This window comes from Bacteroidia bacterium, assembly GCA_039924845.1.
In the GTDB taxonomy this organism is placed as follows: Bacteria; Bacteroidota; Bacteroidia; order DATLTG01; family DATLTG01; genus DATLTG01.
In genome coordinates this window covers 1-12,875 of sequence record JBDTAC010000040.1, presented here as the reverse complement: position 1 = coordinate 12,875, position 12,875 = coordinate 1, and the positions used below count along the sequence as shown (strand labels likewise).

The 12,875-nt window shown below is 35.4% G+C and carries 9 protein-coding genes; 3 read left to right on the top strand and 6 right to left on the bottom strand.

Going from position 1 to position 12,875, the window contains the following annotated elements; all coding sequences use genetic code 11:
- The 5 genes from ABIZ51_04215 to ABIZ51_04195 form a co-directional block, all read right to left on the bottom strand.
- Positions 1–1,735, bottom strand: a 1,735-nt coding sequence (locus ABIZ51_04215) for a hypothetical protein (GenBank protein MEO7087979.1), incomplete at its 3' end; no start/stop codon positions are given.
- 224 nt (positions 1,736–1,959) lie between these two features.
- Positions 1,960–3,906 carry a tetratricopeptide repeat protein gene (locus tag ABIZ51_04210; GenBank protein MEO7087978.1) on the bottom strand — a complete coding sequence of 649 codons (1,947 nt, stop codon included), beginning with the start codon at positions 3,904–3,906 and terminating at the stop codon, positions 1,960–1,962.
- A 9-nt stretch (positions 3,907–3,915) separates the two neighbouring features.
- A complete protein-coding gene (aroA, locus tag ABIZ51_04205) occupies positions 3,916–5,199 on the bottom strand; it encodes a 3-phosphoshikimate 1-carboxyvinyltransferase (protein ID MEO7087977.1) in 1,284 nt (427 codons plus the stop codon).
- A 1-nt stretch (position 5,200) separates the two neighbouring features.
- Positions 5,201–6,316 carry a 3-dehydroquinate synthase gene (gene aroB, locus ABIZ51_04200; GenBank protein ID MEO7087976.1) on the bottom strand — a complete coding sequence of 372 codons (1,116 nt, stop codon included), beginning with the start codon at positions 6,314–6,316 and terminating at the stop codon, positions 5,201–5,203.
- 73 nt (positions 6,317–6,389) lie between these two features.
- A complete protein-coding gene (locus ABIZ51_04195) occupies positions 6,390–7,628 on the bottom strand; it encodes an HD domain-containing protein (GenBank protein ID MEO7087975.1) in 1,239 nt (412 codons plus the stop codon).
- Positions 7,629–7,804: 176 nt separating this feature from the next.
- On the opposite strand from ABIZ51_04195, the gene ABIZ51_04190 reads away from it, so the two are divergent.
- The 3 genes from ABIZ51_04190 to ABIZ51_04180 are packed head-to-tail and all read left to right on the top strand — an operon-like array spanning position 7,805 to position 11,025.
- Complete coding sequence (locus ABIZ51_04190) at positions 7,805–9,358, top strand: PglZ domain-containing protein (GenBank protein ID MEO7087974.1); 1,554 nt, start codon at positions 7,805–7,807, stop codon at positions 9,356–9,358.
- 13 nt (positions 9,359–9,371) lie between these two features.
- Positions 9,372–9,779, top strand: a complete 408-nt coding sequence (gene tsaE / locus ABIZ51_04185) for a tRNA (adenosine(37)-N6)-threonylcarbamoyltransferase complex ATPase subunit type 1 TsaE (GenBank protein MEO7087973.1) — start codon at positions 9,372–9,374, stop codon at positions 9,777–9,779.
- A gap of 25 nt (positions 9,780–9,804) precedes the next feature.
- Positions 9,805–11,025, top strand: a complete 1,221-nt coding sequence (locus ABIZ51_04180) for an alanine dehydrogenase (GenBank protein MEO7087972.1) — start codon at positions 9,805–9,807, stop codon at positions 11,023–11,025.
- A gap of 226 nt (positions 11,026–11,251) precedes the next feature.
- Here ABIZ51_04180 and cysN read toward each other — a convergent pair whose 3' ends face one another.
- Entirely contained in the window at positions 11,252–12,529 is a 1,278-nt protein-coding gene (cysN, locus tag ABIZ51_04175) for a sulfate adenylyltransferase subunit CysN (protein ID MEO7087971.1), read from the bottom strand.
- Positions 12,530–12,875 lie beyond the last annotated feature (346 nt).

The following is a 12,875-nucleotide window of genomic DNA, read 5'->3' as shown; positions in this document are numbered from 1 at the left end:
CTGTTACCGTTACAGAAGCGCTGTTCGTGCACCCGGAGGCACTGGTTCCTGTTACTGTATAAGTAGTAGTTGCCGCTGGACTTGCCGTTACCGGACTGCCTGTCGTCGAACTTAAACCTGTTCCTGGACTCCAACTATATGTTGTGGCTCCGCCTGATGTTAATATCGTACTGCTTCCATTACAAATGCTCGTAGATGCACTTACGGTTACAGTAGGTTTTGGGTTCACCGTTACAGTTACAGAGGCAGATCCTGTGCAACCTGTTCCACTCGTTCCTATTACAGTATAAGTAGTAGAACTTGCTGGCGTTGCCGTTACTGAACTTCCTGTAGTAGCACTCAAGCCTGTACTTGGGCTCCAACTATAAGTAACAGCTCCACTAGCCGTTAAAGTAGTTCCTGAACCTCCCGTACAAATATTAGCATTCGGGCTTACGGTTACTGTCGGTGGGGGTACAAAAACAACATTCGTATCCACAGAATAACTGCATCCAGTACTTGTTGTTATGGTAACCTTATAAGTTCCGCTCTGATTGACAGTAGCTGTTTGGCTCGAAGCCCCAGCCACAATTCCTGGACCAGGAGGAACTTTTACCCAAGAATAAGTTGAGGCTCCCGCAGGTGCTGTTAATGTTGTGGTGCTTCCAAGGCATGGACCACTACCACCTGGCACTATAATTTGTAGTTTTGAACAAGAACAATCAATATATCCATAACCGAAATGTCCGCCTTGTGTGCAGCCAGCTGCAGTGAACCTGACAGTTACATTTTGTCCTACATAAGCACTTAAATTCAAAGAATTAGTTGTCCATGGCAAATAATAAACAGTACTTCCATCTTCTGAATTTGTCTTTGCGGATGTCAAAAAACCCGCAGGGGGCACTCCGCTTGCTGCTTGGACATAAAATTGCAAACACGGTATCGGATTATTACTTTGGTCATATACTTCTATTTTGAAATAAGGTTGTTCTCCATTTGGATGTCCGCCATCGTTCAAAACAACAGCGTATTTATAAGTAAATAGTGCATTTGTGGAGGAAACAGGAAAAGTTTGTTGTAATATTTCACCCTTACTGTCGGAAGAAGGATCATCGGCACTTGTACCGCAATTATAATCTAAAATGTTTTGATTGATTTTTGGACCTCCGATACGAGCAGCATAGGTTCCACCAGCGGGGTCTAACATCGGGAAATTTCCATAAGGGTCGTTTCCAGCAGCGGCACTTTCCAGTGTATGCCACTGACAAGTATTAATTCCATTGTTTAAAGCCCCGTTAAATATACCTGTTGCGGTAGTAGTTAGTGCCGCATTTGAATTTCCATTGTATCCTTTAAAACCTGTCCAACCTGTAAAATTACCATCTTCAAAATCTACATTGTTACAAGCACTTGTTAAAACTGTATAATTATTGGGATTGATAGTAGCCGTTTTTTCTGGAGGAGGAATTGGTAAGCTGTATTTTTTACGTACATACCTACGCTCTTTTTTTCGCAAATAAAATCGAAGTTCTGTCGGATTAATATACGCACCTTTTGATTTATTGAGATAAGCATAATAATCACTCCAATTGAAGCCAGCAAGAGAATCTGCTCCTGCAAAAATAAAATCAGCAGGAATAGCTGTTTTAGTTACATTTTTTTGAGCTGAAGTTTCTTGTGCTCCAACAAAATTAGATAGTGCAAAAAGAATAGCAAAAATTAATAATGTACTTTTTTTTGGTAGTTTTTTTTTCATAATTATATTTTAATATTCAATAAAAAACAGTCAATTTCTTCTTATTCTTGGATACAATTATTTGAATCTCCTACTTTTATTAAAAAGGCAAATTTATATCTTTTGATGACAAAAGCAAATTTTTACAAAAAATTTAATCGAACGTCAGTTGAATTTCATCAAAAAGCGAATGAAAAAACAGTTGTTTGTGAGGCTTCAAAAAAATAATTTTTTGACCCGTATTTTTAAGGTTTATTTTGGCGATAATAATTCGCTAAATATTTTTTGATGTCTTCATTTTCAGGATCTATCTCCAAGCCTTTCTTATACCACTGAATAGCATTTACAGCCGCCTTTCTCGCCATATACACATTTCCAATATCTACATAATAAACAGAAGATTTATACCCTGCAATAATTGCATTTTGATTCAAATTAATGGCTTCATCATATCGTTGTTCTGAAATATAAACAACCGTTAAATTGGTATACGATTTCAAAAAATCAGGACGAAGTGCAATGGATTTCAAATATAACTTTTCTGCAGAAGGGAAATCGCCTGTTAATTGTCTGCAAAAAGCTAAATTATAATACGCTTCTACATACGTTGAATCAATGGCAAGTGCCTTCTCAAACAAAGGCATTGCCTCTTTATAACGTTTAAAAAAAGCATAATAAGCCATGCCTAAATTATTTAATGAAGTAACGTAATCGGGATAAATACGAATCGCATCTTCGTAATTAGTAACTACATCATTGGCAAATTTCACTTTATCAGATTGAGAATAATGATTTGTATTATCATAAATAAAAGAGAGACTTTTGGCTGCCAACAAAGCATGTAGTTTTGCTGACTCCGGAACATTCTTAATATCGTGCGCATAAAGTGTGTAATGATTTTTCCAATCTGGATTACGAATAATAACGCGACACGAACACAATACGAGTAAAATACTTACAAGAAAAAAGAAATTTTTATGCTCCGAAAAATTAATTTTTTGAACCGTATTTTTATATGGAATTTTAAAAAAATCGAAAATTAAAATAGCTACAACGATGCAAAAACCAAGCGAAGGAATGTACATAAATCGTTCTGCAATAATGCCTACTGCTGGAACTACCACATTTAAAAACATCGAAGCGGTGATAAAAAAATAAAGTATCCCGAAAAAAATAATTTTTTTCGTTTTTATTTTATAGACTGCCCATCCAGTAATAGCAAGCGTAAATATTCCAGAAACGAGTATTATTAAATAATTAGGTTCCGTTATCGGGATAGTATTATAACCATAATAGCACGTCAAATACACCGGAAAAACAAGTAATTTATAATAATAAGCAAGTGTGAAAAATCCAATTGGGATGCGTGAAAAAAGATTTCCTTTATGGATATAAAGTGGATTTTCGATAAAAATATACGAACGAATAGTAGGATTATCATGCATTAACAATTTAACACCTATACGCATTGCAATCAAACCAATAAGGATAGCACCTATTACAAAAAATATTTTTTTAGGAGTTGTTTTTGTAAAAAAATAAAGTGTCAGTGGAATAATGGCTAAAAATGTCATTACATCCATCTTTGATAACCAGGCAAAGGCAAATACAAAGCTTCCAAAAAATAAAAATCTAATTTTTTCAGATTCTGTATACTTCAGAAAAAAATAAAGTGAAACGAGACTTCCAAAAAAGCTCAGCAAACAATCTCTGTTTTTCAAACTATCCACCACTTCCGAGTGCAGCGGAAGCACCAAAAATAATATGGTGATGAGAAGTGGTAATATGAAATGTGCATTTTTAAATAATTTTTCCAATAAAAAAAACAAAAAAATACACGTGAGCGCATAAATCAAAATATTAATAAAATGACTGATATGTGGATTTTTTCCAAAAAGCTGATATTCGATGGCGTACGTTACTTTTACGATGGGTCGGTAGCCGTAATTTTGCAATTGATTAACGGCATAACGTGTCGTAAAAATTTCAGGAATGCCCTTAAAACCTTTCTCAATTTGCGGATTATTAAGTGTTACAAATTCATCGTCCAGCGCAAAATTGTTTTTTATTCCGTTCCCGTAAATCAATATACAAAGCGCAATCAGAAAAAAAGAAATTTTTATTTTCCGTGTGAAAAAATATTTTTTCGGATGCTCTTTTTCAGGATTTTTTTGGGATTGTTTTTTTTGCATTTCGAAAAATTATTTTTCCGGAGTTGTTTCTTTCACATCAAATTGCAAGATTTTTAAATCGTTCCAAAAGTTGGGATACGACTTTTTTACAACTTCCGGATCTTCAATTTCTATTTTATCATACACCAATGCAAACGCCGAAAATGCCATCGCCATGCGGTGATCTTCGTATGTCTCAAAACGAATTTCTTTTGTTACGTCTATTTCTATTGGCATTTCGCGTGCTTCCAAGGTGTTCGGCAAAGCTTCTTTGGCAATAATATTTATCTTTTTAAATTCATTTATCAAAGCCTGAATACGATCTGTTTCTTTAATTTTAAGCGTTGATAATCCATTCAGAAAAAAAGTTATTTTTAGTGCAGCAGCAGTAACAGCAACCGTTTGCACAATATCTGGACAATCCGAAAAATCAAATCCAAAATGTGCTTCTTCAACTTTTGTTTTCGTCAACAAAATTCCATTTTCTATGAACGTTGTTTTCACTCCGAAAAAAGAAAATAATTCCGCCACTACACTGTCGCCTTGCAAACTTTCTTTTTTCAATCCGATAATTTTTAAATCCACATTTTCAGCTAAAGCCGCCATCGCATACCAATACGAAGCCGCACTCCAATCTCCTTCAATGTCATAAAAAGCCTGTTCTTTTTCTATGTAATAATCTTGCTTGCTAATGGAAATTGCATTGTCGTGCCAGTTACCATACACACCAAAATATTCCATAATTTTCAATGTCATGTTGATATAAGGACGCGATTTAGCAGCACCTTTAAAATGTATCGTCAAGCCACCAAATAAAACAGGCGCAATTAATAATAATGCGGAGATGTACTGACTGCTTACGTTTCCGTCCACTTCAATTTCTCCACCTTTCAATTCTTTGCCTTCAATTTTTAATGGAGGATATCCTTCTTCACCCAAATAATCAATCTTTGCGCCTAATGCTCGCAAGGCATCCACCAATATTTTAATCGGGCGTTCTTTCATCCTTTGCGAGCCCGTTAAAATGTGCGTTCCTTTTTGTGTCGCGAAAAATGCACATAAAAATCGCATCGTTGTTCCGGCAGCGCCGACATCATATTCTTTTGTTTTTCCAAATTGAAAATTATTTTTTTTTAACTGCGCTAAAATAGTTTTCATCGTTTCCGTATCCTGCGCTTCCGCGATGTTTTTTATCTCGAAAATATCTTTACACAATTGCTGAATAATCAACACGCGATTGCTTTCACTTTTAGAAGTAGTGAGATGAATAGTACCGAATAAATTTTTGTTTTTTTTCGAGATTTGATAAATCATTTCAGGAGGATTGAGCGCTTAACATATTCGTTTCTTCCGTATAATAGTGGAGCGATTTTATAATCATTTCTGCATTACAAGATTGATTGATGGAAACATTTCCGATGCCATTTAATAGCGTGAAATTAATAATTCCTGTATCATTTTTCTTATCGTGTTTCATTAATTCCATCAAACGGTTTGTATCGAAATAATTTAATTTTACTACCTCAAAATTAGTCAAAATAGTTTCCGTAATTTCTTGCAATTCGGCAGCCGACAAAAACTTTTTTTTGTACGAAATAAATGCTTCACAAATCATTCCAATGGCTACTGCTTCTCCATGCAACAAAGGTTTTCCATCACTTTCGAGCGCATAACTTTCCAAGGCATGACCAATAGTATGTCCGAAATTTAATGCTTTTCGAATTCCTGTTTCGGAAGGATCTTTCAGCACAATTTCATTTTTAATTTTCACGGAAGTAAAAATATTTTTTTCTAATTCCGAAATAGTATTTACATCGATATTTTTTAATTCTTCCCAATACGTTTTATCTGCCACCAAAGCATGTTTCAGCATTTCGGCAAAGCCAGAAAATAATTGTTTTTTATTGACTGTTTTTAAAAAAGGCGGATAAATGTAAACCGCTCGTGGCGAGCTAAACAAGCCAATTTCATTTTTCAGATGATCTAAATCAATTCCTGTTTTTCCGCCAACAGAAGCATCTACTTGCGATAATAAAGTGGTTGGAATATTAATAAAATCAATACCGCGCTTAAATGTAGAAGCAATAAATCCGCCCATATCGCTGATTACGCCGCCACCTAAATTAATGAGCAACGATTTTCTATCAGCTCCCAATTCACTTAGCGTGCGCCAAATCTGTGTGCAAATTTCAATGTTCTTATTTTCTTCGCCGCTTTCTATTTCAATGATCTCAGCCTTTTCGAGAAAAAAAACTTCTTCAATTAATTTGGGTAAACAATGTTTCAAGGAATTTTCGTCCACCAAAATAAAAATTTTGCGTTCGCTTTGAGAGGTTGGTTTTTGAAAAAAATGTGTGATCTCCGTAAACACATTTTCGCCGATGTAAACGGAATAATTTTGTGCAGGGACGATACTACTTTTTGTTTTCATAATTTACTGGCAATCACAAAGAAACAAATAAGAAAAATGTCTTCCAAATTTACCTGTCCGAAAAAATATTTTTTCAAGGTACTAAAATTTCTTTCGGAAAACACAGAAAATATTTTCTCACCGTTTTGGAAAGCATCGAAATATTTAATTGATCGGAAGCGGCAGCAATATCCGTTACATCGCCATTTTTGAATAAAATATTGATACGAATATCGCTCGGCAAATAAGCATTATTTGTTACATTTCCAGTAAATGTAAAATAGGAAATTTCCTTTTCATCAATACCAAAATATTTTTTTGTTTTTTGTTGATACGCCGAAATTATTTTTTCATCAAAAGGTTGATTTTGCAATTCGGTTTTATACAATTTTCGATTGACCATTTTTTGACAAAGCGTGGAAAGTACAAAGTCTTCGCACTTCGTCCAAGCTTTTACAGAAGCAAAAATATCGGTGTCGTCCAATTCAGAAAAAATCTGAAGCAAATTTTCGTCCTTCAAAAAATTATTTTTTGTGTGATGATGATATAGAAATTCGCGAAAAGCGGGAGTGCAAAATAATTCTACTTTTTGAAGCGCTAATTCTTTTGCTCGTTTTAAAATTTGTATTAATAAATGTTCCGCAGAAAGTACCGTTTTATGCAAATACACTTGCCAATACATCAATCTACGAGCAATAATAAATTTTTCGATGGAATAAATTCCTTTCGCTTCCACCACCAATTCATCGTTTACCACATTCAACATTTTAATAATTCTGTCGGAACTGATAACGCCTTCGGAAACGCCCGTGTAAAAACTATCGCGCTTCAAATAATCCAACCTGTCCATATCCAACTGACTGGAAACAAGCTGATGCAGAAACTTTTTTTTGTATTCGTTTTTAAAAATTTGAATGGCGAGCGAAAGTTTTCCGTTAAATTCTGTATTTAATTTTTTCATAAAAAGCTCGGAAATGTCCTCGTGACTGATATTGTGGACAATACTTTTTTCCAGCGCATGCGAAAAAGGACCGTGCCCAATATCGTGCAATAAAATCGCGACATTCACAGCCTGTGCTTCTTTCGCGCTTATTTTATGACCTTTCGAACGAATCACATCAATTGCTTCGCCCATCAAATGCATCGCGCCAAGCGCGTGATGGAAACGTGTATGCAAAGCGCCCGGATATACTAAATTGGTTAATCCCAATTGTTTGATACGCCGCAAACGCTGGAAATACGGATGTTCGATGAGATCAAAAGTTAATTCGTCAGGAATGCTGATAAATCCATAAACAGGATCATTTATTATCTTTCTTTTGTTTGGTTTCAAATCGTTTTCTGTTAAATCATGTTAAAAAAATATTTTTTCAAACTACTTTAAAACCTTTTATTTTAAGGGTTTTTGGAGTATTTTATCTTTCCTAATTTAGGTACTAAACTTTTTTTTCCTAATTTTTAACTACCTTTATAAACCGAATAAATCGGGAATGAAGATATATCTTTTTTATGGAAAAAGTAACCGTATTGTGGGCTGATGATGAAATTAGCCATTTGAAACCGCACATTCTTTTTTTAGAAGAAAAAGGATATCACGTAACCACTGCTAACAGCGGCGACGAAGCGCTTGAATTGATTGCAAAAAATAATTTCAACATTGTTTTGTTGGATGAAAATATGCCTGGATTATCTGGTTTGGAAACGCTTTCGCGGATAAAAAACACACACGCAGATCTTCCCGTAGTGATGATTACCAAAAGCGAAGAGGAATCCATTATGGAAGACGCGATTGGTTCAAAAATTTCGGATTACCTTATAAAACCTGTCAATCCAAAACAATTGCTTTCCTCACTTAAAAAAACATTGGATAAAAAACGTTTGGTAAGCGAAAAAACAACTTTGAATTATCAGCAAGAATTTCGCAATATTGGGATGTCGTTAAGCGACCGATTAAGCTTGAAAGAATGGGAAGAGGTGTATAAAAAATTAATTTATTGGGAGTTGGAATTGGACAAATCCAACGACGAGAGTATGGCGGAAATTTTGAAAATGCAAAAAACAGAAGCCAATAAATTATTCGGAAAATTTATCGAAAAAAACTATTTGAATTGGCTAAATGGAAAAAGCACTGAAACTCCGCTTCTTTCGCATACTTTGCTAAAAAACAAATTAGCTCCGATGCTCGAAAAAGACGATTGTGTTTTCTTAATTCTGATAGATAATTTACGTTACGATCAATGGAAATTATTACAACCTATTTTAAATGATTATTTCCGAACAGATACCGAAGAAATATTTTTTAGCATTTTGCCTTCTGTTACACAATACGCCCGGAATGCTTTATTTGCAGGTTTAATGCCATCTGAAATAGAAAAAAAATTTCCAACAATGTGGATTAATGACGAAGAAGACGAAGGAAAAAATTTACACGAAGAAGATTTTTTAGCCGCGCAATTAAAACGCTGGGGGAAGGATATAAAATTTTCGTACAACAAAATTACCACACACGCCAACGGAAAAAAATTAGCCGAAAACATTAATAATTTAATGGGCAATAAGCTGAATGTAATTGTTTATAATTTTGTGGATATGTTATCGCACGCGCGCACCGAAATGGAAGTTATCCGTGAGTTAGCGGATGACGAAGCAGCTTATCGTTCGCTCACGGTTTCGTGGTTTGAGCATTCTCCTTTGCAAGATATTATGAAACAAATTGCTGCAAAAAAAGCAAAAGTTTTGCTTACCACCGATCACGGAACTATCAAAGTTACCGAGCCATCTAAAGTAATTGGAGATAAAAATACGAATACCAATTTGCGCTACAAACAAGGTAAAAGCTTGGATTATGTGGCGAAAGATGTGTTCGAAATAAAAAATCCGGCAGATGCTTTTTTACCGAAGCAACACGTGAGTACGCGTTTTGTTTTTGCGAAAGAAGATTTATTTTTTGCGTATCCAAACAATTACAATCATTATGTTACTTATTACCGAAATACTTTTCAGCACGGAGGTGTTTCGATGGAAGAAATGATGATTCCGGTAATTACACTTAGCGCCAAATAAAAAAATGTCAAAAATGTTTCACCTAAAAACACTGGATGACGCTGCTAAAACAGCCGATTCGTTTTTAAAAACATTTCCCGAAAAAAAAGTTTTTGCATTCTATGGAAATATGGGCGTAGGAAAAACTACTTTTATAAAAGCATTGTGTGAACAGCTTGGAACAACTGACAATACAAGTAGTCCAACGTTTTCTATTGTAAACGAATACAAAGGTCGCGATGAAAAAAAAATTTTTCATTTCGATTTTTATCGCATCAAAAACGAAAGTGAAGTGTACGATTTAGGATACGAAGATTATTTTTACAGCGCCGCTTATTGCTTTATTGAATGGCCCGAAAAAATAAATTCCCTTATTCCTGAAAACACTGTGCACGCACACTTTACATTAAACGGAGAAGAACGCATAATTACGGTTGCATGAAAAAACAATTTTACAAACACAAAATATGAGTACATCAAAAGAAATTTATCTACCGATTTTAAAAGGCGGATTGCTTCCGCAAGAAGAAATGTTGGAAGTGACTCGAAAAAAAGGTCATTTATACATCGGGATTCCACGGGAAATTTCGTTTCAAGAAAACAGAGTTGCTTTGGTTCCTGATGCCGTAGCCTTACTCGTTAATAACGGACACAACGTAGTGGTAGAAACGAATGCCGGAAAAATGGCAAACTTCCAAGACAACGATTACAGCGAAGCTGGAGCACAAATTGTATACACGCCGGAAGAAGTTTACAAAGCCGATATTATTTTAAAAGTTGCACCTCCTTCGCCAGAAGAAATTGAAATGATGCCGATCAGACAAACATTATTTTCTGCGTTGCAACTCACGACGCAATCACAAGATTTTGTGAAAAAATTAATGACAAAAAAAGCAACTGCTATTGCCTTTGATTGGATAAAGGATCAAGATGGAATTTTCCCTATTATCCGCTCTATGGGTGAAATTGCTGGCGGAACATCCATTCTGATTGCCGCAGAATATTTGAGTAATGTAAATAACGGACAAGGCTCTATTTTAGGTGGAATTTCCGGAATTTCTCCTACCGAAGTGGTCATTCTCGGAGCCGGAACAGTGGGTGAATTTGCAACACGTGCAGCACTCGGATTGGGCGCATCTGTAAAGGTTTTCGACAATTCTGTTTATCGCCTACGCAGATTGCAAAGCGCGATTGGCGCACGTATTTTTACTTCGGTAATTCAACCACGCGTACTTTCTAAACAATTAAAAAATGCCGATGTCGTAATTGGTGCTATGCGTGCTACACAAGGCAGAACGCCTTGTATCGTTTCAGAAGATATGGTGAGTGAAATGAAAGTGGGCTCAGTTATTATTGATGTAAGTATCGATCAAGGAGGTTGTTTTGAAACATCTAAAGTAACCAATCATACCAATCCTGTTTTCAGGAAACACGGAGTAACGCATTATTGCGTTCCGAACATAGCATCAAGAGTTTCCAGAACAGCATCGTACGCACTTAGCACTATTTTTTCGCAAATTTTATTAAACATTGGGGACAAAGGCGGCGTGGAGAATATGTTAAAAAATGATCACGGAACATGTAACGGCGTTTATATTTACAAAGGTTTTTTGACCAATAAATACCTCGCGGATACTTTCCGTTTGCCTTTTAAAAATATCGAATTATTAATGGCTGCGATGAAATAAATTTGATTTGAAAATTTGAAAATGTGCAAATTACTAATTCAAAAAAAACCTTGCCTTTCTGAAATAATTCAGAATCTGTCCGAAGGGAAATATCCATTAAACATAGTGTCCTTGCTGCGTTCTTTATTAGAAATTTTGCAAAAAAGGTATTCGAAAAAATAATTTTTCAAACTCGTTTTTGATTTTTTATTTCAGACGAAAAAAGGTGCTTCAAAAAAATAATTTTTCAAACAATCATTCCGGCAGCAAGTGTTTCGTTGGTTGCTTCGTCAATCAAAATAATACTTCCGGTAATTCGGTTACGAGCATATTTATCAAAAAATAAAGGCTGAGTCGTTTTGATGGAAATCCGCGCAATGTCGTTTAAGCCAATTTCTTTATCGTTTTCAATCCGATGCAAAGTGTTGATGTTCATTTTATATTTTATTTCTTTCACCACGCAGCGAACTTCTTTGGAAGTATGTTTAATAATATATTTTCCGTTCAGCATTAATTTTTTTTCATTCAGCCAACAAATCATCACCTCTAAATTTTGAGAAATTTCAGGCTTATTATTTTCACGCACAATCATATCTCCACGACTAATATCAATTTGATCTTCCAGCGTAAGCGTTACCGACATGGGCGCAAAAGCTTCCTCTACCGATCCGTCAAATGTTTCGATGGATTTTATTTTCGACACAACACCAGAAGGAAGCGCCATTACTTTGTCTCCTTTTTTAAAAACGCCACCTGCAATTCTTCCTGCATATCCTCTGTAATCGTGATAATCAGTGCTATGCGGACGAATTACATATTGCACCGAAAAACGACAATCAATTAAATTATTATCGCTACCAATGTGAATGGTTTCTAATAAATACAACAATGGCGAGCCTTTGTACCATTTCATATTCTCCGAACTATCTACCACATTATCGCCTTTTAGCGCGCTAATCGGAATAAAGCGAATATCTGTTATTTCTAATTTCGAAGCAAAATTTTCAAATTGTTTTTTGATGTCTTCAAAAATTTTTTCATCGTAATTCACCAAATCCATTTTATTCACACACACCACAATGTGTGGAATTTTCAGCAATGACGCGATAAACGCATGACGGCACGTTTGTTCAATCACGCCTTTACGTGCGTCAATCAACACAATGGCAAGGTTTGCCGAAGACGCGCCGGTAACCATATTCCGCGTGTATTGAATGTGTCCAGGAGTGTCTGCAATAATAAACTTACGTTTGGGCGTAGTAAAATAACGGTACGCAACATCAATGGTAATGCCTTGTTCACGCTCTGCACGCAAGCCATCTGTGAGCAAAGCAAGGTTTACATATTCTTCTCCGCGTTGCTCGCTGGTACGTTTAATCGCTTCGTACTGATCATCAAAAATCGCTTTGCTATCATACAGCAGACGTCCAATCAGCGTACTTTTCCCATCATCCACACTTCCTGCGGTAGTAAAACGCAACAATTCCATATTCAAATTATTTCCTATCGTATCGACTTCAAACATTAAGTATTTCCTTTGTATTTGAAGCCAAATTTACATTTTATATTCAGAGACTTGAATGTGTCTTTAATAATTTAATTTTTATTGAGATTAAAAAAATCGTGATACCCACAAATCACTTTCAAAAATTAATTTTTTGAGGCGTAAAAAAAGCCCTCATTTTGAGAGGGCTTTAGAATTAATTTTTTGAGAGTAGTCTGTTATCTGACAACAGATACATGCCCGATGTATTGATGGTTATGTCCTAAAAAATCTTTAGCAACAATTTTCCAAACATATACATCTTGTTGAACGATGTTTGCTCCTCCCATTACTTTACCGTCCCAACCTTGACTGAGATTAGTGGTAT